Origin of the sequence: Actinokineospora sp. HUAS TT18 (genome assembly GCF_051364635.1) — a bacterium.
Taxonomy (GTDB): Bacteria; Actinomycetota; Actinomycetes; order Mycobacteriales; family Pseudonocardiaceae; genus Actinokineospora.
In genome coordinates this window covers 4741276-4764486 of record NZ_CP195645.1, presented here as the reverse complement: position 1 = coordinate 4764486, position 23211 = coordinate 4741276, and the positions used below count along the sequence as shown (strand labels likewise).

23 protein-coding genes and 1 tRNA gene are annotated in these 23211 nt (G+C 70.7%); 8 read left to right on the top strand and 16 right to left on the bottom strand.

Translation table 11 applies throughout. The features are described from left to right. Nucleotides 1-128: 128 nt before the first annotated feature. Nucleotides 129-590, bottom strand: a complete 462-nt coding sequence (locus ACSHT8_RS21715) for a hypothetical protein (RefSeq protein WP_436492744.1) — start codon at nt 588-590, stop codon at nt 129-131. Further along, nucleotides 587-1726, bottom strand: coding sequence for a tRNA dihydrouridine synthase DusB (gene dusB, locus ACSHT8_RS21710; RefSeq protein ID WP_436492743.1), 1140 nt, complete (start codon nt 1724-1726; stop codon nt 587-589). Before dusB ends, ACSHT8_RS21715 begins: the two co-directional genes overlap by 4 nt. 56 nt (nt 1727-1782) lie before the next feature. On the opposite strand from dusB, the gene ACSHT8_RS21705 reads away from it, so the two are divergent. After that, nucleotides 1783-2187 carry a hypothetical protein gene (locus tag ACSHT8_RS21705; protein WP_436492742.1) on the top strand — a complete coding sequence of 135 codons (405 nt, stop codon included), beginning with the start codon at nt 1783-1785 and terminating at the stop codon, nt 2185-2187. A gap of 160 nt (nt 2188-2347) precedes the next feature. On the opposite strand, the gene ACSHT8_RS21700 is transcribed toward ACSHT8_RS21705, so the two are convergent. The 3 genes from ACSHT8_RS21700 to ACSHT8_RS21690 all read right to left on the bottom strand — a co-directional run bounded on the left by ACSHT8_RS21700 (nt 2348) and on the right by ACSHT8_RS21690 (nt 4393). After that, nucleotides 2348-3253, bottom strand: a complete 906-nt coding sequence (locus tag ACSHT8_RS21700) for a polysaccharide deacetylase family protein (RefSeq protein WP_436492741.1) — start codon at nt 3251-3253, stop codon at nt 2348-2350. A gap of 49 nt (nt 3254-3302) precedes the next feature. Then, entirely contained in the window at nt 3303-3866 is a 564-nt protein-coding gene (locus ACSHT8_RS21695) for a hypothetical protein (protein ID WP_436492740.1), read from the bottom strand. A gap of 62 nt (nt 3867-3928) precedes the next feature. Further along, nucleotides 3929-4393, bottom strand: a complete 465-nt coding sequence (locus tag ACSHT8_RS21690; RefSeq protein WP_436492739.1) for a CYTH domain-containing protein — start codon at nt 4391-4393, stop codon at nt 3929-3931. Between the two features lie 38 nt (nt 4394-4431). Between ACSHT8_RS21690 and ACSHT8_RS21685 the strand changes: the two genes are divergently transcribed. Then, entirely contained in the window at nt 4432-5076 is a 645-nt protein-coding gene (locus tag ACSHT8_RS21685) for a class I SAM-dependent methyltransferase (protein WP_436492738.1), read from the top strand. Here the strand turns inward: ACSHT8_RS21685 and ACSHT8_RS21680 are convergent. From ACSHT8_RS21680 to ACSHT8_RS21670, 3 genes are all read right to left on the bottom strand, one after another. Next, nucleotides 5070-5960: a phosphotransferase gene (locus tag ACSHT8_RS21680; protein WP_436492737.1), complete on the bottom strand. Its 891-nt coding sequence runs from the start codon at nt 5958-5960 to the stop codon at nt 5070-5072. The genes ACSHT8_RS21685 and ACSHT8_RS21680 overlap by 7 nt on opposite strands. 43 nt (nt 5961-6003) lie before the next feature. Continuing rightward, nucleotides 6004-6381, bottom strand: a complete 378-nt coding sequence (locus ACSHT8_RS21675; RefSeq protein ID WP_436492736.1) for a hypothetical protein — start codon at nt 6379-6381, stop codon at nt 6004-6006. Nucleotides 6382-6627: 246 nt separating this feature from the next. After that, nucleotides 6628-7623, bottom strand: a complete 996-nt coding sequence (locus ACSHT8_RS21670) for a response regulator transcription factor (RefSeq protein WP_436492735.1) — start codon at nt 7621-7623, stop codon at nt 6628-6630. A 65-nt stretch (nt 7624-7688) separates the two neighbouring features. Between ACSHT8_RS21670 and ACSHT8_RS21665 the strand changes: the two genes are divergently transcribed. Further along, nucleotides 7689-7967: a hypothetical protein gene (locus tag ACSHT8_RS21665; protein ID WP_436492734.1), complete on the top strand. Its 279-nt coding sequence runs from the start codon at nt 7689-7691 to the stop codon at nt 7965-7967. On the opposite strand, the gene ACSHT8_RS21660 is transcribed toward ACSHT8_RS21665, so the two are convergent. Both ACSHT8_RS21660 and ACSHT8_RS21655 read right to left on the bottom strand, forming a co-directional pair. Then, nucleotides 7964-9427 carry an aldehyde dehydrogenase family protein gene (locus ACSHT8_RS21660; protein WP_436492733.1) on the bottom strand — a complete coding sequence of 488 codons (1464 nt, stop codon included), beginning with the start codon at nt 9425-9427 and terminating at the stop codon, nt 7964-7966. The two genes, ACSHT8_RS21665 and ACSHT8_RS21660, sit on opposite strands and share 4 nt — an antisense overlap. Further along, a complete protein-coding gene (locus tag ACSHT8_RS21655) occupies nt 9424-11031 on the bottom strand; it encodes a GMC family oxidoreductase (protein WP_436492732.1) in 1608 nt (535 codons plus the stop codon). The genes ACSHT8_RS21660 and ACSHT8_RS21655 overlap by 4 nt, the downstream gene beginning before the upstream one ends. A gap of 126 nt (nt 11032-11157) precedes the next feature. Between ACSHT8_RS21655 and ACSHT8_RS21650 the strand changes: the two genes are divergently transcribed. Then, a complete protein-coding gene (locus ACSHT8_RS21650; protein ID WP_436492731.1) occupies nt 11158-12360 on the top strand; it encodes a PucR family transcriptional regulator in 1203 nt (400 codons plus the stop codon). A gap of 9 nt (nt 12361-12369) precedes the next feature. Here ACSHT8_RS21650 and ACSHT8_RS21645 read toward each other — a convergent pair whose 3' ends face one another. Next, a complete protein-coding gene (locus ACSHT8_RS21645; protein ID WP_436492730.1) occupies nt 12370-12804 on the bottom strand; it encodes a hypothetical protein in 435 nt (144 codons plus the stop codon). Between the two features lie 126 nt (nt 12805-12930). On the opposite strand from ACSHT8_RS21645, the gene ACSHT8_RS21640 reads away from it, so the two are divergent. Beyond that, nucleotides 12931-13004 (top strand) — tRNA-Lys (locus ACSHT8_RS21640). A gap of 301 nt (nt 13005-13305) precedes the next feature. Continuing rightward, nucleotides 13306-14550: a hypothetical protein gene (locus ACSHT8_RS21635; protein WP_436492729.1), complete on the top strand. Its 1245-nt coding sequence runs from the start codon at nt 13306-13308 to the stop codon at nt 14548-14550. Nucleotides 14551-14601: 51 nt separating this feature from the next. Here ACSHT8_RS21635 and ACSHT8_RS21630 read toward each other — a convergent pair whose 3' ends face one another. After that, complete coding sequence (locus tag ACSHT8_RS21630) at nt 14602-15966, bottom strand: S8 family peptidase (protein ID WP_436492728.1); 1365 nt, start codon at nt 15964-15966, stop codon at nt 14602-14604. Nucleotides 15967-16057: 91 nt separating this feature from the next. Continuing rightward, on the bottom strand, nt 16058-19495 hold the full coding sequence (locus ACSHT8_RS21625) for an indolepyruvate ferredoxin oxidoreductase family protein (protein WP_436492727.1): 3438 nt from the start codon (nt 19493-19495) through the stop codon (nt 16058-16060). A 136-nt stretch (nt 19496-19631) separates the two neighbouring features. On the opposite strand from ACSHT8_RS21625, the gene ACSHT8_RS21620 reads away from it, so the two are divergent. Then, entirely contained in the window at nt 19632-20111 is a 480-nt protein-coding gene (locus tag ACSHT8_RS21620; protein ID WP_436492726.1) for an Lrp/AsnC family transcriptional regulator, read from the top strand. A gap of 1 nt (nt 20112) precedes the next feature. Here ACSHT8_RS21620 and ACSHT8_RS21615 read toward each other — a convergent pair whose 3' ends face one another. The 3 genes from ACSHT8_RS21615 to ACSHT8_RS21605 are packed head-to-tail and all read right to left on the bottom strand — an operon-like array spanning nt 20113 to nt 22408. Then, the gene (locus tag ACSHT8_RS21615) at nt 20113-20340 is read right to left on the bottom strand and encodes a hypothetical protein (RefSeq protein ID WP_436492725.1); all 228 of its coding nucleotides are present in this window, start codon (nt 20338-20340) and stop codon (nt 20113-20115) included. Next, nucleotides 20337-20573 (bottom strand): hypothetical protein, encoded by a 237-nt coding sequence (locus ACSHT8_RS21610; RefSeq protein WP_436492724.1) that lies wholly within the window; start codon nt 20571-20573, stop codon nt 20337-20339. The genes ACSHT8_RS21615 and ACSHT8_RS21610 overlap by 4 nt, the downstream gene beginning before the upstream one ends. Beyond that, nucleotides 20570-22408 (bottom strand): hypothetical protein, encoded by a 1839-nt coding sequence (locus ACSHT8_RS21605; RefSeq protein ID WP_436492723.1) that lies wholly within the window; start codon nt 22406-22408, stop codon nt 20570-20572. Before ACSHT8_RS21605 ends, ACSHT8_RS21610 begins: the two co-directional genes overlap by 4 nt. Nucleotides 22409-22608: 200 nt before the next feature. On the opposite strand from ACSHT8_RS21605, the gene ACSHT8_RS21600 reads away from it, so the two are divergent. Further along, nucleotides 22609-23199, top strand: a complete 591-nt coding sequence (locus ACSHT8_RS21600) for a hypothetical protein (RefSeq protein ID WP_436492722.1) — start codon at nt 22609-22611, stop codon at nt 23197-23199. The last annotated feature ends 12 nt before the right edge of the window (nt 23200-23211 follow it).

Here is a 23211-nt window from a genome sequence, read left to right as displayed (position 1 = left end):
GGGCCTTGAGCCGGCGGGACGACTGGAGGCGGGAATTCCCCCGTCTGGTGGACCGGGGTCTGCGCCAAGTCAGTGATGAGTGAGCGAATCGGTCGCCGAGAGCGGTCGCCGACGTAACCCGGATGGAGTCAGCGGGTCGGGCAGGGTGCGAAGCCGTAGGCGCGGCCGTCGAGCACGACGACCCGCTGCGAGCCGATCTGCTCGGCGAGTGTGGCGTTGTCGCGGCGGATCCGCACTGAGACGCCCACCACATAGACCGACCCGCGCGGCCGCGAGGTGGCCTTCTCCGGCTTCCACTTCGGGTCGACGCGCAGCGTGGACAGGGCGGGCTCGATGGTCAGCACGAGGTCGCCGAGCTCGCAGGTGCGGTCGGTGAAGTCGGGGTGCTGGGTGCGGCGCAGGAAGTCGCGCTGGGTGTCGGAGCCCTCGGCGGCGGCGTCGTTGAGGTCGGTGAAGTACTGGCTGACGATCTCGCGCTCCTGGCCAGGAGCGGTGTTCCCACCCATCGGCACCGCCTGGCCGGGCACGGTCGTCGCGCAGCCCGCGCTGAGCGCCACCAAAGTGAGCGCGATCACCCTGCGCACGGTCATCCCCCTGAGTGCATGAGTTCCGCGCCGACGGGCACGGCGGCGTCCTCGGGGTCGTCGAGCCACCCCTCCGGCAGCACAACCTTGCCCGGTGAGCCCTGCCGCCCGCGCGGCCCCTCGGCTTCCTCGGGGTAGGGCGCGGTGTGGTCGAGCTGCCCGATCAGGTCGGCCAGCTCGGCGAGGCCGGAGACCATGCCGAACCGCTTGCGCAGATCGGCGCCGATGGGGAAGCCCCGCAGGTACCAGGCCATGTGTTTGCGCAGGTCACGCAGGCCCTTGTCCTCGCCGAGGTGGTCGGCGAGCAGCATCGCGTGGCGGTGCAGGATGCGGCTGACCTCGCCGAGGTCGGGCCCCTCGGGGATCTCGGCGCCGGTGAACACCGCGTGCAGCTCGCGGAACAGCCACGGCCTGCCCAGACACCCGCGCCCGACGACGACGCCGTCGCACCCGGTCTGCTCGACCATCTTGACCGCGTCGGCGGCGCTGAAGATGTCGCCGTTCCCGAGTACCGGAATCGTGGTGACCGCTTCCTTGAGCCGCGCGATCCGCGACCAGTCGGCCTGCCCGGAGTACCGCTGCGCCGCCGTCCTCGCGTGCAGCGCCACCGCGACGGCCCCCTCGGCCTCGGCGATCCGCCCGGCGTCGAGGTAGGTGACGTGCTCGTCGTCGATGCCGACGCGGAACTTCACCGTCACGGGAATCCCGGCGGGCTCGGCGTTGCGAACGGCGGCGGCGACGATGTCCGCGAAGAGCCTGCGCTTGTAAGGAAGCGCCGCGCCGCCGCCTTTGCGGGTGACCTTGGGGACGGGGCAGCCGAAGTTCATGTCGATGTGATCGGCCCGACCCTCACTGGCGATGATCTTGACGGCCTCGGCGACGTTGACCGGGTCGACGCTGTAGAGCTGCACCGAGCGGGGGTGCTCGTCGGGGCCGAAGGTGATCATTTCCATGGTCTTGGGGTCGCGCTCGACGAGCGCGCGGGCGGTGACCATCTCGTTGACGTAGAGCGAGGTCGGGCTGCCGAACTCCCGGCACAGCGTCCGGAACGCCACGTTCGTGATGCCCGCCATCGGTGCGAGCACGACGGCGGGTTCGACTCGGTACGGACCGATGTTGAACGCTCTGGCGGGGGACGACACGGCATCTAGGCTAGCTTGCGCGCCAGACGAGACAGCCAAATGCCAGGATCGTGCCCATGGAGGCCCCCGGTTTCATCGACTGCGTGAACCCCACCCCCGCCGAGATCACGGCCTGGGCGTACCGGGACTCGCTTGAACCGATGCAGGACTGGCAGCTGATCATCACGACCCCGGCGGAGGCCCCGACCGTGATGACCCTGGTCGCCGACCCGGCCTGTCCCACGCGCGGGTATCTGCTGCTCTCCCTGTACGAGTTCGCCCGGCTGGCGGCTCACTCGGACGAGGACGGCTGGCGGCCCACGCTCGACGCCCTCCTGCTGCGCAGCGACAGCAGCACCGATCCGTGGATCACGACGTGGGCCCGCCGAACCCGGGACCACCTTCTGGTCACCGACCAGCGGGAACGTGTGGCCTGGCCCGTCGACCGTTTCGCCGCCACACCCGTCGATCCCCCGCGCTGAACGCGGAAATCGGGCTGGGACGACTCTGCTTCACGGGCGGACGCGGTTGTCTCGTAGGCCCAGGTGGCGAGCTTGACGCGGTTTGGTCATCAGGCTCGTCGGCAGCGTCGTCGAGGTGCTGGTCCTGGCCGCCATCGGGCGGCTGGTCTGGACGTGGCTGTCAGCGCAGGTGCGTGAAGCGGATACCGCGGGCCAGTAGGTCCGGCAGGGCCATGGCCATGCCGCGGGCGGTGCCGCCGGTCGGGTTGTTCATGTGCGCGATCACGATGGAACCCGGCCGCACGGCCGCCATCGCGCGCTGGACCTGGGTTGGGCTGTGGCGGGCACCCGCGTCGGCGTTGACGTCGAAGCCGATGACCTTCTCGCCGAGGGCGGCGACGATGCGGGTGGCCACGTCGTCGTAGTGGGCGGTGCCGGAGCGGAAGAACGCGGGCGGACGGCCGAGCAGGGCGGTCAGCTTCGCGTGGTTGGTGGCCACCTCGTCGTACACCTCGGCGGGGTCGCGGGTGCCCTGGATGCCGTAGGCGGGGCGGCCGGTGACGGTCAGCGGGAGGTGCCGCGTGCCGTGGTTGGCGATGTCGAACAGCGGGTCGGCGGCCAGGTCGGCGAAGGCCGCCGGGTTGGCGTCGATCCAGCGGGCGTTGAGGAACAGCGTGGCCGGGGTGCGCAGCTCGCGGAGGGTGGCGATGAGCGCCTGGTCGTAGCGGCCGCCGCCGGGACCGCCGCAGGCGTCGAAGGTGAGGGCGACGCCGGACCCGTCGAGTCGGGTGACGACTCCTGGCACGGTCAGGCCGAACGTGGTCGGCCGCGCGTCGCGGTAGGCGGCGATCGTCGCGGCCCGGTCGGAGGGTGCCGCGGTCGGTTGAGTCGGCCGGGGTGCTGTGGTCGTCGGCTGGAGGGCTGTTGAGCTGGTGGGAGTTGTCGGCTGTAGGGCTGTGGGGCCGGTAGGAGTCGTCGGCGGGGCGGGTTCGGTGGTGGTCGACCCGCGGTGTCGGGGTTGCGGTGGTGTGCAGGCCGCCACCAGACCCAGGGCGGCGGCCAGCACCGCGCGGCGGCGGAGGCTCATCGGGAGATCACGCTAGCCGCATCGGCTCACCGTTGTCGGACCAGCACGCCTACAGGCCGGTGAACCAGTCGCCGAGGGCGTTGTCGGGCGCGGCGTCCGGTTCGGCGGTGTCGAAGCCGGTGTCGTCGGGCTCGTCCTCGGGCTCGTCGTCCGGCTGCGGCTCTTCCTCTTCTTCTGTGTCCTCCGGCTCCGGAGTGTCCTCTTCGGTCTTCTCGTCGTCGAAGTCCACTTCGACCGGGACGTTCTCGAAGTCGGGTTCGTCCTCTTTGTCCCCGGTCTGCTCGGCGCCCTTGTCGTCGGGTTTGTCCTGCGGTTCCGGCTTGTCCTGCGCGTGGTCGCCGCCGCCCTCGCCCTTGGCGTTCCACGTGCCCAGGCCGGTCGGGTCGTGGTAGGCGGACTCGGCGCGGCCGTCGTCGTCGAGGTCGAGCAGGGCCGTGTCGGCGACGCCGTCGCCGTCGGAGTCCCACATGGCGTCGTCGTAGCGGCCGTCGCCGTCGAAGTCGAGCGCGATGGCGTCGGCGGTGCCGTCACCGTCGACGTCCACGTCGGTCTGGCCGTGGTGGACGTTCGGGGCGCCCTCGCCGGTGCCGAAGCTGTACTCGATGTCGGCCATCGTGTCGTCCCCTCTGCGCTCTGGTCGTCGGGTAGACGTGTGGGTCCCGGCCGGGGTTCCACCTACCAGCCGGAGTAGGGCGACTTGGCCAGATACGCGTTGCGGTAGCGCTCGTCGTCGGTGACCTCGTCACCCAGCCAGCCCGGCCGGGGGAACTCGGCGTCGGGCGCGTCGAGTTCCAACTCGGCCAGGATGAGCCCTTCGTTGGCGCCGTGGAAGACGTCGACCTCGAACAGATGGCCCTCGACGTCGACGACGTGGCGTTCCTTCTCGACCGGCTCGCCTTCGCACAGCCCGGCCGCGCGCACACCGTCGACGAAGTCGACCGGCACCTCGGTCTCGAACTCCTCCCGCGACACCCCGGCCGCCTGGCCCTTGACCGTGACCCACGCCTGATCACCGGTGCTGCGGACGCGGACCTGCGCGCGTTCTCCGATGGCGAGATAGGCCTGCACGATCCGCCGCCGAGACTTCACGGCCGACTGCCACGAGTCGTCCTTGACCAGGAACTTCCGCTCGATCTCCATCCCCGCAGGCTATCCCCCGATGGCCATAGGATGCCCGCGTGCAGCAGCCCGCCGATCTTGACACCGTCCGCGAGTCCTACGACCGGGTCGCCGACGCCTACGTGGAGCTCGCCGTTGGCAGGCTGGAGCCCGTGCCGTGGCTGCGGGCCGCGCTCGCCGCGTTCGCCGAGTCCGTGCGCGGGCTCGGCCCGGTCCTGGACGTGGGCTGCGGCCCCGGCAACGTCACCGCGCACCTCACCGAACTCGGCCTGGACGTCTCGGGCGTCGACCTGTCGCCGCGCATGATCGACCATGCCCGCGCGCAGTACCCGGACCTGCGGTTCTCCGTCGCCTCGGCGACCGAACTCGACCTCGCGCCCGCCTCGCTCGGCGGCGTGCTCGGCTGGTGGTCGCTGTTCAACCTGCCGCGTGAGACGCTGCCTGGCGTGCTGCGGACCTTCGCCGAGGCGCTCGTCCCCGGCGGTCAGGCGCTGATCGGCACGCACGTCGGCGACGGCGACATCGCGCGGACCGAGGGCTACGGCGGCCTGCCGGTGTCCTGGACGACGCACCTGTACCGCCCCGAGCAACTGGCCGCGATGCTGGTCGACGCCGGCCTCGAAGTGGTCGCCGAACTGCGGCTGCCCGCGTCGCCGCCGTCGCTGCGCCCCCAGGTATTGCTGGCCGCCCAGCGGGTTCAGTAGTAGGAGTCGGCCAGCAGGGTGAGCAGGGTTTCCCTTGGCGCGTCGGCCCACTCGCCCGGGTCGGTCTTGATGGCGCGGGCCCACACGAGCGTGCGCGCGACCTTGGCGACACGGCACGCCAGGTCGAGTTCGGCGACCAGCTCGGCGCGGGGAGCCAGGTCGGTGAACGCCTCCAGGTACGCGTCGCGGACGCGGAGGGTGCCGGGCGCCTGCGGGCCGAGTTTGTCGAGCAGGACCTTCAGCGGCACGAACATCGCGGCGAACGGGTGGGCGATCACCGCGTCGCCCCAGTCGTAGAAGCGGATGCCGGCGTTGACCAGGATGTTCGCCGGATGCAGGTCGTTGTGGTCGAGGCTGGCGCGCGCCGGGGACGCGGCCAGGCGCGCGCACCACTCGCGGAACTCGGGTTCGCGGGCCTCGACCTCGGGCAGGCCGCCGACGACGGCCACGGCCTCGGCGAACCGGGTCGGCATGATCTCCGGGCGCATGTCGGTCACCCCGGCGGCGATCATCCGGTCGACGTGCGGGGCGAGGTCGCGCTGCAGGGTGGCGTAGTGGGGCAGGACGTCGGTCAGCACCGTGACCAGGTCGTCCGGCGGGAGGTCCCAGCCGACGGGGTCGCCGCCGTCGGGCAGCAGGAGCCAGCCGCGGTCGGTGTCGACGGCGATGGGCGCCAGGACGCGGTGCGGCGCGACGTCCAGCAGGATCTCGTACAGCGCCGCCTCGAAGCCGTTTGCCGCGCCGGTTTGCTTGAGCCACACCGGACCCGCGGTCGTCGGCGCGGACAGGACCGTCGACCACGGCCGCACCCGCGGCTCGCCGACCTCGCCGGTCCGGCTGATGCCCGCCGCGGCGAGCTGTTCGTCCATCCATGTCACGAGCATCGGGCCAGCCTGGCAAACCAGACCGGCCCGCGCTCGCGAAATATCAGCCGGAGACGGACAGGCTGTAGCCCGCGATGCCGTTCTGGCAGTGGAAGGTGGTGAAGACGCCACCGGACACGCCGTTGTTGCCGACCGAGTTGCACTCGGCCAGCGTGGCGAAGGTGTTGATGTGGACGCCGCTGACGGTGCCCGCCTTGGCGGTGACGGACAGCGCGTAGCCCGCGATGCCGTTCTGGCAGGTGTAGGAGGCGAACACGCCACCCGCGACGCCGTTGTTGCCGCTGGTGGAGCAGTGGGCGGCGGTGCCGTTGTAGAGGAAGACCGAGTTCGTCGGGGCGGCCTGCGCGGCACCCGCGGCGAGCGCGAACGCGGCGGCGGTGCCCGCGAGGACAGTCGTGACGGCACGCATACGGTGGGACATCTCGTTGCCTCCTGTTGTCGTGGATGCCATGTGACGGCACCGAAATCGACGCTAGCAGCGTTGGGGAGTCCACTGTGGATGATCGACTTTCAACATGATCGACAGAACGTGAACCACCGTCACGGTCGCCGCTCGTTCATGATCGGGATTGCCGCAGGTCATTTCGTTGTACGACGTAATAGGTTTGACACCCGGGGTTCACATGGGCTTGGTAGCGCAGGGTGAGCCGTGTGAGGTCGATCATGGTCAGCCGTTGATCCGCGACAGCAGCGCGGCCCGGCTGTGCGACTCGGTCTTGGCGAAGATCGCCTTGATGTGGTCCTGCACCGTGTGCTCGGACAACACCATCAGCCGCGCCACCTCCGCCGTCGCGCGGCCCTCGGCGAGATGGGACAGCAGCTCGCCCTCGCGGGTCGACAGGCCCATCGCCCGCCGGAACACCGCGAGCCGCTCGGCGGGCGTGCTGCGCTCCATCGTCACCGCGATGTCCCCCGCGAGCCGCTCGGCCCGCAGCGTCACCCACCGCCCGGGCGCGAGGTGCACGCGCGCCAGGGGCGGATGGTCGTCGACGCCCGCCTCGACGGCGAGCAGCTGCGCGGCCACGTTGTACGCGGCGGCCGGGACGGGCGGGCGCTCGTCGGTCGGCGGGATGAGGCTGCGCAGGTAGGCATCGGTGGTGGCCGTCTGGGCGCGGACTTCGAGATCGGGCGACAGCACGAGGACCACCGGACCTACGGCGTCGTCCTGGTCGGCGCGGTCGAACGCCTTGGCCTGGAGGCCGCGCAGCATGGTGGTCATCGGGGTCGCGACGGTGCTGAGGAAGTCGAGCTCGCGGTCGGTGAAGCGGCCGCCGGTGCGCCACAGGTCGAGGAATCCCCAGCACCCGTAGCGGTCGGCGTGCCGCACGGAGGCGACGTCGGTGACGCCGTGGGCCTGCTGCACCTGCCGCCACACCAGGCTCGCGGCCGGGTCAGCCAGCCGGTGCGCCTTGCGGGCGGGCAGGGCGGTCCACCGGTTGACGTCGGTCAGGTACTTCGCCTTGATCAGCCCCGGCAGTGGCACCTGCACCTCGGCGAGCGGCGACGTGCCGACGGTGGTCTCCGGATCGGTCACCACCCACGCGTACGCGTCGAACGGCACCGACCGACGCAGCTCGGCGAGCACCGCGGCACGCGCCGGGCGGTCGTCGCGCTGATCCCGGCACCGTCGCTCGATCCGCTCCGCCCCCGCCCGCGTCACCACCCGGCCGACGGTACCCCCTGTTCTCGGGATGTTCCCAGGTCGCGACCGTGTCTACGGTCGTCGTCATGGTCACTTTGCATATCGAGCACCCGATCACAGACCTGGCGACCTGGCAGGCGGCCTTCGACCGCTTCGCTCCCGCCCGGACCGCGGCGGGCGTCCTCGCCCACCGCGTCCAGCAGCCGGTCGACGACCCGCGCTACATCGTCGTCGACCTCGACTTCCCGTCGACCGAGCAGGCCGAGCGGTTCCGCGCCTTCCTGGAGCGGGAGGTGTGGTCGGTCCCGGCCAACTCGCCCGCGCTGGCCGGCTCGCCGACGGCCCGGATCCTCGCGGCGGCCTAGCCGCGGCCGTGGACCAAGGCGACGATCTTCGTCAGCAGCGTGTCGGTCTTGTCGTCGCGGTCGAAGGTCGTCAGCGCCAGGGGCGGGCGGAAGCGCTGCCGCACGACCGAGTGCGGGTAGGTGAACTCGCGCAGCCCGTCCGCCCCGTGGATCCGACCGAATCCCGAATCCCCGACCCCGCCGAACGGCGCCGTGGGCAGGATCGCGTTGGCGAATACCGCGTTCACCGAGACCATGCCCGACCGAATGCGTGAAGCGATGTCCCGGGCCCGCTTGCCCGCGTACACCGTCGCGCCCAGGCCGTACCGGGACGCGTTGGTCAGGCGGATGGCCTCGTCGATGTCCGACACCGACCGGACCGTCAGCGTGGGGCCGAACGTCTCCTCCTGGTTCGCGGGCGCGTCGTCCGGCACGTCCACCAGCACCGTCGGCTGCACGACCTGACCCACCGTCTCCCCGCCACCGGCGACGACCTTGCCGCCGCGGGTCAGGGCGTCGGAGATGTGGCCGGTGATGACACCGATCTGGGAGGGCATGGTGATCGGGCCGATCTTGGCCGCGGTGTCCGCCCCGGCGCGCAGGTCCGACACCTTCGCGGTCAGCTTCTCCAGGAACGCCGAGTACACCTTCTGGTGCACGTAGACGCGTTCCGTTCCGATGCACGCCTGGCCCGCGTTCGCGAGGCCGCCCCAGACCGCGCCCTCGACGGCGGCGTCGAGGTTGGCGTCCTCGTCGACGATCAGGGCGTCCTTCCCGCCGCACTCGGCGACCATCGGCGTCAGGGTCTCGGCGCAGGTGGCCATGACGCGCTTGGCGGTGGCGGTCGAGCCGGTGAAGGCGATCTTGTCCACGCCCGCCCGGCACAGGGCCGCGCCCGTCGAGCCGTCGCCGGTGACCAGTTGGAACACCGGGTGCTCGGGGACGACCTGGTTGAACGCGTCGACCAGCCAGGCGCCGACGCCCGGGGTGTACTCGCTGGGCTTGAAGACCACCGTGTTGCCCGCGGCCAGCGCGAACGCGATCGAGCCGAGCGGGGTGGCGACGGGGAAGTTCCACGGGCCGATGACGCCGACCACGCCGAGCGGCCGGTACTCGACCGTGCCCGCCAGGTGCAGGGTCAGCGCGCCCGACTTGAGCTTGTGGCGGCCAAGGACCTTCTCCGCGTTGCGGCTCGCCCAGGCCACGTGGTCGAGGATCATCGCGATCTCCAGGGCGGCGTCGGAGTGGGGCTTGCCCATCTCCTGGTGCACGATCCCGGCGAGCTGGTGCATGCGCCGCGCCATGACGCCGCGGAAGGCGTCGAGGCGCTTGCGGCGGCCCGCGAAGCCCAGGCTGTCCCACCAGCCCGCGGCGGCCCTGGCCCGCTCGACGGCGGCGCGCACGTCGTCGGCGGTGTGCACCGGGTAGGTGCCGACCGGCTCGCCCGTCGCCGGGTTGTGGACCTCGATGGTGGAACTCACGAGCGGACTCCTTCTTTAGCGGCGGCGCGGACGGTGGTGGTGCCGCGGACCAGGTCGGCGGCCTTCTCGCCGATCATGACCGCGGGGGCGTTCGTGTTGCCGCGCACGATGCGCGGCATGACCGACGCGTCGGCGACGCGCAGGCCGTCGATGCCACGCACCCGCAGTTCGGGGTCGACGACGGCGTTGTCCCCGGTGCCCATGGCGCACGTGCCGACCGGGTGGAAGATCGTCTGCGTCCACTTCCTGGCGTGCTCGACCAGCGCGGCGTCGTCGTCGGCCGCCTCCGGCCAGAACGGCGCCTCGACGTGCTTGGCGAACGGGGCCTGGCGTGCGATCTCGTGCAGCTTCCGCAAGCCGGCGACGATCGCGTCGAGGTCCGACCGCTCCTGGAAGTACGCCGGGTCGAGCAGCGGCCGCCACGCCGGGTCGGCCGACGCCAGCCGCAGCGTGCCCCGGCTGGCCACGTCCACCAGCGTCGAGCCCATGGTGAAGGACCTGATCAGCGGCTCGCGGAAGCCGTTGTCGTAGAAACCGGTGGCGGCGACGTGGAACTGTACGTCCGGGCCCGCGAGCCCGTCGCGGGTGCGCACGAACCCGCCCGCCTCGCCGATGTTCGACGACAGCGGGCCGCGGCCGGTGGCCTGCCACTGCGCCAGCCGGAACGGGTTGTTGTGGTCGACGGCGATGTCGGTGGCGCCCTTGGTGCGGAACAGCAGCGGCGTGACCACGTGGTCGTGCAGGTTCGCCCCGACGCCCGGCAGGTCGAGTGCGACCCCGACACCGACGTCGCGCAGGTGGTCGGCCGGTCCGATGCCCGACAGCATCAGCAGCTGCGGCGAGTTGATCGCCCCGCCCGCCAGGATGACCTCCCGCTCGGCGCGCGCGACGAGTTCCTTGCCGTCCTGCCGGTAGGCGACGCCGACCGCGCGGGTGCCTTCGAGGACCACGCGGGTCGCGAGCGCGCCCGTGGCGACGGTCAGGTTGGGGCGGTCGAGGACCGGCTTGAGGTAGCCCTCGGCGGTCGACCAGCGGCGGCCCTTGCGGCAGGTGACCTGGTAGCGGCCGACGCCGATCTGGTCGGCGCCGTTGAAGTCGTCGTTGGGCGCGATGCCCGCGGCGACGGCGGCCTCGACCCAGGCGTCGCTGAGCTTGTGGGTGTAGGAGCGGTCCTCGACGTGCAGCGGCCCGCCCGCGCCGTGGAACCTGCCCGCGCCGCGCGTGTTGTCCTCCGACTTGATGAAGTAGGGCAGGACGTCGTCGTAGCCCCAGCCGACAGCGCCGAAATCGCGCTTCCAGCCGTCGTAGTCGGCCCGGTTGCCGCGGATGTAGATCATCGCGTTCATCGCCGAGCAGCCGCCGAGCGCCTTCATCCTGGGCCAGTACGCGCGCTGTCCGCCGAGGCCCGGCTGCGGCGTGGTCTGGTACGACCAGTCCCACCGGGTGCGGAACAGGCTGGGGAACGCGGCCGGGATCTGCACTTCGAGCGCGTCGCTCGCCGGTCCGGCCTCCAGGAGCAGGACCTTCGTCGTCGGGTCCTCGGTCAGCCGATTCGCCAGGACACTTCCCGCGCTACCCGCACCGACGACGACGTAGTCGAACACCAGGGACCTCCTGAGACGGGCGTCACGTTACCAACGCGTAGCTGAACGATGACACAATCACTTCGACGGCCTCTTGGCTACTCCACCAGAGTTTCCCGGCTCCTTTGTGCGAACGGACAAACGCAGATGGCGCAGAGTCTCGCGGGCTGGCTGAGCGGCTACGTCGCCGAAGCGGGCGTCGAATCCGAGGTCACCCGGTTCGTCGAGCGGATCGACGCGGTGATCCTCGCCCAGCTTCCCGAACTGGCCGCCGACCCGCGGCTCGTCGAGGCGCTGCACGCGAGCACCCGCGCCCACTGGAAGGTGTTCCTCGGCGTGGTCGAACGCGAGCGGCGCGAGGTCGTGGTGCCGCCGCAGGCCGTCGACCTGGCGCTGACGATCGCGCGCCGAGGCATGGACATCGGCGTGCTCCTGAAGGTCTACCGCGCGGCCGGGCGTGCGGTGTGGACGTTCCTTTCCGAACTCGTCGGCGGCATCGGCGCGGGCGGCCCAGCCCCGATCGATGTGCTGATGTACCTGTGGGACCGGGCCAGCGGCTGGATCGACGAGTCGACTGACCGCCTCATCGCGATCTTCCACGACGAACGCGAACGCGTCATGCAGGGCGCCATGGCCCGCCGCGCACAGACGATCCAGGCCATCCTCGACGGCGATCTGTCCGATGTGGACATCGCGGCCACCGACCTCGGATACCCGCTCGCCACCCACCAGACCGCGTTCGTCCTGTGGGTCGCCGGGGGCGACTCGGACGCGACCGCCGTCGAGGCGATGCACCGCACGGTCGCCGGCCTCGCCGATCAACTCGGCGGTACGCGCCCGCTGGTCCTGTCGGTCGGTTCGCGGGACCTGTGGGCCTGGGTGTCGACGCGGCGGGCGCCGCAGTTGGGCAGGCTCAGCCACCTGGACACGGCGATCCACGTCTGCGTCGGCACACCGGGCCGCGGATTGGCGGGTTTCCGCCACGGTCACCACGACGCCCGCCGTGCCCAGCGCCTGGCCATCGCCGCGGGCTTCCCGCCGGGGCTGACGAAGTACGCCGAGGTCGAACTGGTGTCGCTGATCTCGGCCGACCCGGACGCCGCCTGCGAGCTGACCGCACGTGAACTCGGCGCGCTGACCTCGCCCGCACACGACGTCCTGCGTGAGACTTTGCTGCTATATTTGGAAAGTGGCGGCAGCGTCGACCGGACGGCAACCGCGCTGACTGTCCACAAGAACACGGTTCGCTACCGGCTGCACCAAGTCGAGTCGATCATCGGCCGCCCGCTGACCGAGCGGCGCGCGCACTTGGAGTTGGCGCTACGCCATCACCGCGCGTTCGGCCGCTGAGGTTCCGCACTAACCGAGAAACTCGCTGATCGCCGCACAGTCCTCAGGCTGCAGCCCTCGCCTCGCATCGGGCCGGATGAACAGCGTCGGTAACTGGATGCTCAGGCGCTCGATGAGCGGACCGTGGGTGGGGATCGCGTCGTCGTCGGTCCAGATCAGCGGCCGTCGCTCGACCTCCACGATCTCGATGGCCGCGGCCGCCTTCCGCTCCGGCGCCTTGACCGACGGATCGGCGCCGAGGGTGGTGAAGGCCGTGGGGAAGCCGGGCAGCTTGAGGAGCCGCTCAACCTGCCCGATGTCGTCGACCCACGTCGTGGCCCAGCGGATCTCCACCCGCCCACCCCGATGCAGCGCGACGATCTCCCGCACGAGCGCGGGCGCCCACCGCATCCGGTAGCCCACGCCCCCGGAGAACGCCATCCCCTGCCGAGGGGCTGCCCCCACCCGGGCTTGGTCGCGTTGAGCACCCCGTCGACGTCGAGCAGCCAGACCGGACGGGCGTCAGGCATGGTCGTCCTCCTGTGTCCCCGGACGGGGCCGATGGTCACCCGGGTACACTCGCCGGGCGATGGGGCGTTAGCTCAATTGGTTAGAGCTGCGGACTTTTAATCCGTAGGTTCCGGGTTCGAGCCCCGGGCGCCCTACTCATTCTTCCCGCCCGCCGCGGCGACCTCGAATTCGTTCGCTGTCGGCGTGGTGGTCGCGGATACTCGGCCCGTGTTCTCACGGTTTCGCTCAGGTCCACAAGTTCCTTCGATCTTCGGCCACATCCAGGCCAACCTCCTCCCCACCGGCCTAGCCGACGCTGGGGAGACTTTGCCCGACGAGTCCGACGATGAGCTCCGGTACGCGCCTGGGGCGCGGGATGGGATCGGGACCCATCATTTCCCGGGCGGCGCGGCTGGGAGTGAGGTCGACGACCTGTGTGGCGCGATTCGCGTCGCTGTGGAGCGGCCTGGGTGGGGGTGGGCGTACCGGCGGCTGTACGCCGCGCTGCGGGAGGTGCCCGCGATCTCGACTGTCGACGGGCTGCTGCCGCGGCTGGAGTTGCCGCGAGCCGGGGTGCGGGAACTTGGCCTGCGGCTGGCGACTACGGCCGGTGATCGGGAGCCGGTCAAGTACGGCATCGCGCTGTTGGGGGCCGCCGGTGACGCGACGGATCTGGGGACGTTGCGGGTGTTGGGGCGCCACGATGAGTTCACCCTGTTCGCGGCGGTCGCGGTGGTCCACATCGGGGTCGACGTCGAGGATGAGCTGTGGGCCCTTGCGCGACAGGTCGACGGGTGGGGGCGGATTCAGGCCGTCGAGCGGCTGAAGGGCACCGGCCGGGCCGACATCAAGGACTGGATCCTGCGCACCGGGTTCCGCAACAGCGTCATGTCCGAGTACCTCGCCCACCTCGCGGCCACTACGGGTGACCTGGTGGCGGCGCTGGAGCAGCCCGATGACGAGATGCTCACCGCCGCGTGTGACATCGTTTCGGCGCTGATCATGGGTGGGCCCGCCGAGGGCATTGAGGACTATTCCGACGGGCGGCTGGCGATCGCGTTGCTCCTCGGCCACCTTGCGGAGCGGGCGAGCACGCTGCGCCATCTGCTTGTTGTTGACGAGATCGAGTCGTATCTGGCCGACGACGAGTTGGCCGCCGTCTGTCGGGAGATCAAGGGCCGCGACCTCTGGCCCACGCTGATCGAGGATGGCCTGCGATCGTCCGACGACGCGGCGTTCTACCAGGCCGAGCGGGCGGCTCAGTTGTTCGGCATCGACACCTTCGCCGCGCATTGGGCCAGGGTGGTGGCCGATCCGCTGGGGTCGAACTGGTTCCTGGTGATGGAACGGGCGACCGGGGACACCATCGACGAGGTCGTCGCCTTCGCTGAGCGTGCGTTTCCGCTGGCCGACATCGCCTCCGGGCCCGCGGACGTGCTCGGCCTCGGCCCGGAGTTCCGGGCGCACCAAGCGCTCGGTTTCGTCGTGCAGGACCTCGGCCGCTTCCCCGGACGCGGTTGGCCGCTGGTCGACGCCGCGCTGCGCAGTCCGGTGGTCAACAACCGCAACATGGCGCTGAACGTGATCGAGGCGTGGGAGACGTGGCCCGCAGCGGTTCGGCCCGCGCTCGAAGTGGCCCTGCGCGATGAGCCCACACCCGATGTCCGGGAGCGAATCAGGGCATTGCTCGACCGGCCGTGAACGAAAAACGGCGGCTGTCACCCGAAGGTGGCAGCCGCCGTTGTCATTCGATCAGATGTTGGCGATGGTGGCGCCCGCGTCGATCAGGCCGGTGCCGCAGCCGCCCGAGCAGGTGCCGGGGAGGGGGCGGACGTTGGCCTTGAGCGCGGCCTCGACCTGGGCCGGGGTCAGCGGCTTCTCGCCCAGCATCAGGGCGACCAGGCCCGCGACGTGCGGGGCGGCCATGCTGGTGCCCATGAAGGTCTTGTAGTCCTCCGTGGTCTGCGTGGTCAGGCCCGCGTTGATGGTCGACAGGATGCCGTCCTGCGGCTTGGTGCGGGTGCCGGGGGCGTCGGTCTCGTTGCGGACCTCGCCGCCGGGGGCGGTGACGTCGATCTTCGCGCCGAAGTTGGAGTAGAAGGCGCGGTTGCCCTCGCGGTCGCTGGCGGCGACGGAGACGACGTTGTTGCAGTTCGCCGGGCTGAAGCCGGAGACGTCGGAGTTCGAGTTACCGGCGGCGACGACGACGGTGGTGCCGCGCTTGACGGCGCCGTCGATGGCGCGCTGGTAGATCGAGCCGCACGAGCCCGCGCCGCCCAGGCTCATGTTGATGACCTTGGCCGGGTTGGGGTTGTTCGGGACGCGGGTGACCTTGCCGCCGGAGGCCCAGGTGATGGCGTCGGCGATGTCGGACGAGCGGCCGCCGCACTTGCCGAGCACGCGGATCGGGACGATCTTGGACTTGGCCGCGATGCCCGCGATGCCGTTGCTGTTGTCGCTGACCGCGGCGATGGTGCCCGCGACGTGGCTGCCGTGCCACGACGAGTTGCTCGGGTTGGCCGAGCCGCACTCACCGGCGGCGTACCAGTCGCCCTCGTCGTTCGGGTTCGCGTCGCGGCCGTTGCCGTCGCGGGCGGCGGCGGCGTCGCTGATGAAGTCGTAGCCGGGCAGGACGTTGGCGTTGAGGTCGGAGTGGCCGACGATGCCGGTGTCGATGACCGCGACGGTGACGCCCGCGCCGTCGGCGGTGGCCCACGCGGCCGGGGCGTTCATGCCCGCGGTGGCCTCGAAGAGGTCCCACTGCTCGGCGTAGCGGCTGTCGTTGGTCTGCGCGGTCATGATCAGGTCGGGCTCGACGCTGACGACGCCCGGCTGCTTGCGCAGGTCGTTCATGAAATTCGCCGCGCCCGCGCGGTTGAGGCCGCGGTTGGCCTTGACCAGCACGTCGCCGGTGCCGAGCTCGCGCACCCGGGTGACCCCGGCGCGGTCGAGGCCGTAGATGGCCGACGAGTCGGAGTAGCTCACGATGAACTGGTCGTAGCCCGCGGCCGCGGCCTCCGCCTGGCCCGCCTCAGCGGTCCCGGCCAGGGACGGAACGGCCAGGCCTGCCAGCGCCATGCCCAGTGTCGCGAGTGCGGATGTGTACCGCTTCTTCATCAGAACGCCCTCTCATGAATGCGCAACCAGTGACGGCTTGCACCATCGGGTGAACGAGCTGTCACCCTTAGGAGAGGGAGCTTTGGCGAAGTTATGACGCTGCGACAGGATTCACAGTTGCCATTTCACTCACATCATCGGAAGCGACCATCTGCGCCGTGAGGTCCGCGACCCGCGCCCGGTAGCGCTCCACTGAGGCGAGTTTGATCTCCTCGTAGCCCCGGACGAGATCGGGCGCCGCGGCCAGCTCGCATGCCGTCGCGTAGTTCTCCAGGGTCACCGACGACACCAGCCGCGCGACCATCGCGCTGTACTCCTCGATCAGCGCGCGCTCGACTTTACGCAGGTGGGCGTAGCCGAACGGGTCGAACGCGGTCCCCCGCAGCCCGCGCAGAGCACGCAGCACCGCGAACATCGGCTTGGCCGACCGCTTGAGCGTGATCTTCCGCTTCATCCCCATCGCCCGGAGCATCGGCGGGTGCAGCTGGTAGCCGATGAGGGCCCCGGCGCCGAACTTCTCCTCGACCGACTCGCGCACCGCCGGGTCGAGGTGCAGCCGCGCCACCTCGTACTCGTCCTTGTATGCCATCAGCTTGAACAGATTGCGCGCCACGGCCTGGGTCAGCGTCCCCGGCGTGCCCAGCATCAGCTCGGCGGCCTCCACCGTGGACACCAGGTCGGTGTACCGCTCGGCGTAGGCGGCGTTCTGATAGGCGGTCAGCTCGGGCACGCGCACCGCGAGCAGCCGCTCCAGCTCGGTCCCCTCGACCTTGGCCACCGGCTTGTCCAGCCACGTCGGGTCGATCAGGCACTGCCGACCGGCGCGGAACGCCTGGATCGTGGTGGCCACGCCGACGCCGTTGATCTCGATGGCCTTCTCGATCGCCTCGGCGGTCAGCGGCAGCAGCCCGGCCTGGTAGGCCGCGCCGACGACCAGGAAGTTGGCCGCCGCGGTGTTGCCGAAGAGGCGTTCGGCCAGGTCGAGGGCGTCGAAGGCGTGCACGGACTTGGTCCGGCCGGTGATCTTGCCGAGCAGGTCGTCGCGGCCCGGGTAGCCGACCGCGGGGTCGGTCACCATCCGGCCGGTGGGCACCTCGGAGGTCGACACGATCGCGACGGTGCGGTCCTCGGAGCAGCGCGACAGGTTCGGCTCGGTGCCCGCCGCCAGCGCGTCGAACACGAGGTAGCCGTCGGCGGTCCCGGCCGGGACGAGGCCGGGCGCGGTGCTCTGACCAGCGGTGATGCGCAGGTGTGAGACCACGGCGCCCGCCTTCTGGCTGAGCCCGGTCTGGTCGAGCGCCCGCGCGTCGAGCCCGCTGATCAGCGCGGCGGTCGCGAGCACCTGGTTGGTGGTGACCACGCCGGTGCCACCGATGCCGACGAGCACGAGGTTCGCCACGTCCGGCCGTGCCGCGGGTTCAGGCTGGCCGGACGGGAGTTCTGGCCGGTCGAGGCGCTTCTTGCCCTTGCCGGGGATGACGGTCAGGAACGACGGGCAGTCGCCGAGCAGGCACGAGTAGTCCTTGTTGCACGACGTCTGGTCGATCTGGGTCTTGCGGCCGAACTCGGTGTCGACCGGCTCGACGCTGAGGCAGTTGGACTTCTGTCCACAGTCGCCGCAGCCCTCGCACACCGACTCGTTGATGTGCACCCGGGTCACCGGGTCCGGCGCCAGCCCGCGCTTGCGCTTGCGGCGCTTCTCCGCGGCGCACTCCTGGTCGTAGACGATCACCGTCACGCCCGGGGTGTCGCGCAGTTCGCGCTGGACGGCGTCGAGGTCGTCGCGGTGGCGCACGCGGACGCCCGGCGCCCACTTGGTGCGGCGCGGGTACTTCCGCGGCTGGTCGGTGACCACGACGATCCGGGCGACGCCCTCGGCGTGCAGCATCCGGGTGACCGCGGCCGGGTCGACCGACCCGTCGGCGTGCTGGCCGCCGGTCATCGCCACGGCGGCGTTGTAGAGCAGCTTGAACGTGATGTTCGTGCCCGCCGCGACGGCCTGGCGGATCGCGAGGCTGCCGGAGTGGAAGAACGTTCCGTCACCGAGGTTCTGGAAGAAGTGCGCCGTGTCGGTGAACGGCTCGGCACCCACCCAGCTGACGCCTTCGCCGCCCATCTGGGTGAAGCCGACGCTGCGGTCCATGAACGTGGTCAGCGCGTGGCAGCCGATCCCGGCGCCGGCGAGCGAGCCGTCCGGGGTTTCGGTGGAGCGGTTGTGCGGGCAGCCGGAGCAGAAGAACGGCGTCCGGTTGACCGGGGTCAGCGACAGCGCGGGCAGCCGCGGCTTGAACGCCGGGTGCCGCAGGTCGACGTGCTCGCGGCCGACCCGGTCGGCGAGGAAGCGGCCGAGCGACTGCACGAGCCGGTCGGCGTCGAGCGACCCGGTCACCGGGATGAGCTGCTTGCCCTCCGGGCCCTGCTTGCCGTAGACGCGCGGCCGGACGGCCCGGTCGAACAGGGCTTCCTTGACCAGCGTCTCCACGAACGCGCGCTTGTCCTCGACCACGACCAGCTCATCGAGCCCGTCGGCGAAGCGGAACAGGAGGTCACGGTCGATCGGGTGGACCATGCCGAGCTTCAGGATGCGGATACCCCGCCGGACCAGCGCGCCCTCGTCCAGGCCGAGCCGGTCGAGCGCGTCGCGCAGGCACGCGTAGTTGTGGCCGGAGGCGACGAGGCCGATGCGGGCGTCGGCGACCGCGCCCTCGATCACGTTCAGCCCGTTCGCCGCGCTGAACGCCACCGCCGCGGCCAGCCTGCCGTCGAGCACCTCGCGCTCCAGCGCCAGCGCCTCCGGGATGCCGACGCCCGCCTTGTAGGTCGGACGCCATGGGCGACCGTCCCACGAGAACTCCGGAATGACGATCTCCGGCGCCGCGCCCAGGTCGATGATCTCGTAGGCGTCGCCGATGTTGGTGACGATCGTGAACCCGGTCCACGCGCCGCTGTACCGCGACAGCTCGAAGCCGAAGCGGCCGAGCCGGATCACGTCGGCCACGTCGACCGGCGCCAGCACCGGGAGCAGGGTCTCGGCCAGCGCCATCGTCGAGTTCGACGGCAGCGACGACGACTTGCTCGCCGGGTCGTCGCCGACCACGCACAGCACGCCGCCGCGCGGGGTGGTGCCCATCCAGGTGGCGTGCTTGATCGCGTCGACCGACCGGTCGAGCCCGGGCGCCTTGCCGTACCAGAGCCCGAAGACGCCGTCGAAGCGCGGATCGGGCAGCTGCGGGGCGAGCTGCGAGCCGTAGACGACGGTCGCGCCCAGCTCCTCGTTGACGCCCGGGATGAACTTGATGTCGTGCTCGGCCAGCAGTTTGGCGTTGCGGTCGAGGACGATGTCAAGCCCGGCCAGCGGTGAGCCGCGGTAGCCGGAGACGAGGCCCGCGGTGCGCCAGCCGCGAGCCTGGTCGGCGCGGTGCTGGTCGAGCAGGAGCTTGCCCAGCGCCTGCACGCCGGTCATCGCCCCGCGCCCCGAGGTGGCGCCGACGACCTCGGCAGGGCTGTACCCCTCAACCAGCACTGTCATGGCCGTCACCTCTGTTCTCGCGCCTGCGCGTCGCGGGCAAGCAAACGATTCAAGGTGAGCGCTGTGCAAGACTCTGGGGGGAAAGTTGAGCGATCTGCGCAAAAGATGCCCGGGTGATCAAGGGAGGTTGAGCGGCATGGGCAGTTGGAACCGCCTCGACCTGCGGGTCATCCGCGAGCTGGTGGCCAGCCCGCGCATCGGCATCACTGAGCTGGCCGAACGCCTCGGCGTCGCCCGCAACACCGCCCACGCCCGGGTCGCCCGGCTGGAGCGGCAGGGCGTGGTCGGCCTGCGCGGCCGGGCCGTCGACTACACCGAGCTGGGTGTCGAGGTGACGGCCTTCCTGACGATCCAGGTCGCGCAGGGCCGCCTCGGCTCGGCCATCGACGACCTGGTGCAGGTGCCCTACGTCCTCGAAGCCCACGGCATCGCGGGCGACGGCGACCTGCTGGTCCGGGTCGCCGCGCGCAGCAACCGCCACCTGCACGAGGTGATCAACTCCGTGCTGGCCTGCCGCGGCGTGATCCGCAGCTCGACAGCCGTGGCGATGACCGACCAGATCCCCTACCGGGTGGCCCCACTGCTCGACGCGATCGAGCGCTCCCTGCCCGACTGAGTCAGTAGTCGTAGAGCAACGCGTGGTACTCGGCGATGAGCTGGTTGGTCAGTGTCTGCCCCGACAGCGAGGCCGCGTGCATCGCCGCCAGGCGCCTGCGTGCGGTCACGGCGGTGTTGTGATTGCGGGCCAGGGTGGCGAGACTGATGATGTCCGCCGGGCTGAGCATTTCCATGAACACCGTCTGCAGTTCCGGGGGCAGGTCGTTGATGTCTCCCTGCGGGTTCACAGCTCCCCTCCCGCCTGCTGGATGTATTGCGGCAGCTGCTCCAGCAGGTAGTCGAGTCTGGTCCGCACCGTTTCGAGCTCTTGCATCAGGGCACCGACCTGCTCCTCGAAGAACACGAGTACCTCGTCGTGGTTCTGGTCCGTGGACGACAGCTCGGACACGTCGCTGACGCCGAGGTACTCGAAGAATCGGTCCCGGGTCTCCTGGTCGAGTTTGTCCAGTGCTTCGGTCATGCCTCCAGCGTCGATGCCTCGTCGCGCCGTCGGGACGGCCGTTCGGGCAGTCGTTCGGCCTGTGCCGCCGACGCGTATAGCCACGCGAACAGGGCCCACGCCAGCGCGAACACGCCGCCGACGAACACGTAGGCCGTCGTCCACAGCACCGCGGGGGTGTCGGACTTGCGTTCCCGCTGGAGGAACTCGATCTCGGGGATGAACTGGTGCGCGCCGTCGATCGCGCGGATCGAGGACGCGTTCGCCGCCGGGTCGGCCGGGGCGTAGATCGGCGCGAGGGTGAGCACGCGGTCGGCGGTGTGCAGCCGGATGCCCGACTTCCACTCGCCGTAGACCGGCAGCGGCTCGCTCGTCCGGTAGGTGCCGTCGCCCAGCGGAATCAGCGGCGCGGAGTTGAACCCGCCGCCCTGCCAGGAGAACCCGTTGAGCCACACCGCGTCCTTGGTGACCTCGGCCGGGGTGATCCGCACCGTGGCGTTGACCCAGCGCTGCTCGCCTTCCTTCGGGTGGGCGATGGGCAGGCCGGTGGCCGACTCGGTGAGCTGGATGTCGGCCGACCAGTTCGGGCCAGGGTCCTGCGGCGGGATGACCGTGCCGAGCGCGGCCACGACGCCGAGCGCACCCGCCAAGCCGAGCGCGTGGCGGCGGGCGAAGCCCTGCGGCCGGGGCGCGTCCGGGTGGGCGATCTCGGTGATCCGCTGCTGCTGCCAGGCGCCGATCAGGCCGCCGCCGACCGCGCACAGCGTGCCGACGAGCAGCGCGTCGGGCAGCATCGACGTCGGCCACGGGTCGGGCATGATCCACCGGCTGAACTGGGCCTCGGCGAGCACGCCCAGGGTGCCGACACCGAGTCCGGCGGCGATGCCGAAGCGGTAGCCGGGCCGGATGAACAGCGCGACGACCTCGATGATCACGGCCTCGGCGATGCACGGCAGCAGCACGGCGGTGTGGAAGTCGAGCGCGAACGGGACCGCCACGAAGAACGGTCGGCTGACCAGCAGCACCAGCACGACCAGCAGCGCACCGCCCTTGCCGAACGCCGATCGCCCGACGACCATCGTCCAGGTCGTGGTCAGCGCGACCAGGCCGACGTGGCTCAGCATCGGGAACTGCGGGACGCCGAGGTCGAACTCCATCAGCATCGCCGAGGTGCCCATCAGCCAGGCGCCCGCGAGCAGCACGCCCAGCCAGCGGGTCCAGTCGCTGTCGCCCTTGACCTGGCGGGCCTCGGCCAGCAGCAGCTGCAGTCCGATGACGACGGTGATCGCGCCGCAGATCATCAGCACGTGGGTCGGGCCCCACTCGGTGACGTCCTGGCCGAACAGCCGGTGCCACACGTCGTCGAGGGGGAAGCCGGTCAGCGCGACCGAGCCGGTGGCGAACATCAGCACGCTGCCGCGGGGCACCCGGATGTCCGGTCCGATCCGCAGCGCCCTGGCGGGCAGGTCGCGGGTGGCCAGCGCGCCGCTGATGGCGCCGGAGCACATGATGCCGACGAGGCCGAAGTAGATGGGGTAGTGCGACGGGTTGGCCAGCGGGCCTTCGTCGCGGCCGAGTTCCATGTGGATCGGCACGTCCCAGTAGACGCCGACCAGTGCCGAGATGCCGGAGGCGAAGGCGATCACCAGCGGGATCGGCGCCCACCGGGGCAGGCCGGTCAGCCGCTCGCTGTAGTCGGCGAGTCTGCCGATGACGGTCCGCTTGCCGGTGCGCTCGCGCACCGCGAAGACCACGAGTGGGATGAACACGACGAGGAACATCCCGAGCGCGATCAGGATCTGGTCGACGGGCGCGCCGCCCGCGGGCGGGGGCGTTCCCGGGTGCGCCAGCAGCATGTCAGCCACCTCAATCTGCAGCAGGTGGTGGGTATGATAGCAAGTAACTGTTACTTCTCGTAACACCAACTTAGCGTGACCGTTCGATTCTCCGCCGTTCGTGCAGGCCCCGCCCGTCACGAAATGTCCGAGAAACGCGAACTGCCCCAGGACGTGGCCGGTAGGGTGCCTGCAACTACAGCGTCTTCTGGGGGCGATCGATGGGTGAGTTCGTCGCGACGACTCTCCGCTTCCCCGTTGTTCTCTTCACTTTCCTCCTCGCGGCGGTGATCCTGTACTGGATCGTCGTCGCGCTTGGAGTGTCCGAAATGGACGTCGTGGACACCGACGCGTTCGGTCTCGGCGGCGTCCCGCTCACCATCGCGGTGTCGCTGCTCGTCCTCGTCGCCTGGTTCGCCGCGCTGGTCGGCACCGTGTTCCTGGTCGACGCCGGGCTCGGCGGCCCGCTGACCACCGCGCTGTCATTCGGCGTGCTCCTGGGGGCACTGCTGGTCGGCCTGCTCGTCACGCGTCTGGCCATGGCGCCGCTGCACCGGATGTTCCCCGAGCACGCGGGCGCCTCGCGCGCCGACTTCCTCGGCCGGACCTGCGTGGTGCGCACCGGCCAGGTCGACGAAACCTTCGGCCAGGCCGAGGTGACCGCCGCCGACGGCTCGTCCGCGGTCATCCAGGTCCGCAAGGCGGGCGACGACGCGCTGGGCGCGGGAGACACCGCCGTGATCTACGACTACGACCCCGACGGCGAGTTCTTCTGGATCTCGCCCGTCGACTCTTCGCTCACCGGAAACTGAGGGGCTGCAGAA

Coding starts and splice junctions, on each gene's coding strand:
- ACSHT8_RS21715 (WP_436492744.1), bottom strand. CDS start 590: ATGACCGTGCGCAGGGTGATCGCGCTCACTTTGGTGGCGCTCAGCGCG.
- ACSHT8_RS21705 (WP_436492742.1), top strand. CDS start 1,783: ATGGAGGCCCCCGGTTTCATCGACTGCGTGAACCCCACCCCCGCCGAG.
- ACSHT8_RS21700 (WP_436492741.1), bottom strand. CDS start 3,253: ATGAGCCTCCGCCGCCGCGCGGTGCTGGCCGCCGCCCTGGGTCTGGTG.
- ACSHT8_RS21695 (WP_436492740.1), bottom strand. CDS start 3,866: ATGGCCGACATCGAGTACAGCTTCGGCACCGGCGAGGGCGCCCCGAAC.
- ACSHT8_RS21690 (WP_436492739.1), bottom strand. CDS start 4,393: ATGGAGATCGAGCGGAAGTTCCTGGTCAAGGACGACTCGTGGCAGTCG.
- ACSHT8_RS21680 (WP_436492737.1), bottom strand. CDS start 5,960: ATGCTCGTGACATGGATGGACGAACAGCTCGCCGCGGCGGGCATCAGC.
- ACSHT8_RS21675 (WP_436492736.1), bottom strand. CDS start 6,381: ATGTCCCACCGTATGCGTGCCGTCACGACTGTCCTCGCGGGCACCGCC.
- ACSHT8_RS21665 (WP_436492734.1), top strand. CDS start 7,689: ATGGTCACTTTGCATATCGAGCACCCGATCACAGACCTGGCGACCTGG.
- ACSHT8_RS21650 (WP_436492731.1), top strand. CDS start 11,158: ATGGCGCAGAGTCTCGCGGGCTGGCTGAGCGGCTACGTCGCCGAAGCG.
- ACSHT8_RS21630 (WP_436492728.1), bottom strand. CDS start 15,966: ATGAAGAAGCGGTACACATCCGCACTCGCGACACTGGGCATGGCGCTG.
- ACSHT8_RS21625 (WP_436492727.1), bottom strand. CDS start 19,495: ATGACAGTGCTGGTTGAGGGGTACAGCCCTGCCGAGGTCGTCGGCGCC.
- ACSHT8_RS21620 (WP_436492726.1), top strand. CDS start 19,632: ATGGGCAGTTGGAACCGCCTCGACCTGCGGGTCATCCGCGAGCTGGTG.
- ACSHT8_RS21610 (WP_436492724.1), bottom strand. CDS start 20,573: ATGACCGAAGCACTGGACAAACTCGACCAGGAGACCCGGGACCGATTC.
- ACSHT8_RS21605 (WP_436492723.1), bottom strand. CDS start 22,408: ATGCTGCTGGCGCACCCGGGAACGCCCCCGCCCGCGGGCGGCGCGCCC.
- ACSHT8_RS21600 (WP_436492722.1), top strand. CDS start 22,609: ATGGGTGAGTTCGTCGCGACGACTCTCCGCTTCCCCGTTGTTCTCTTC.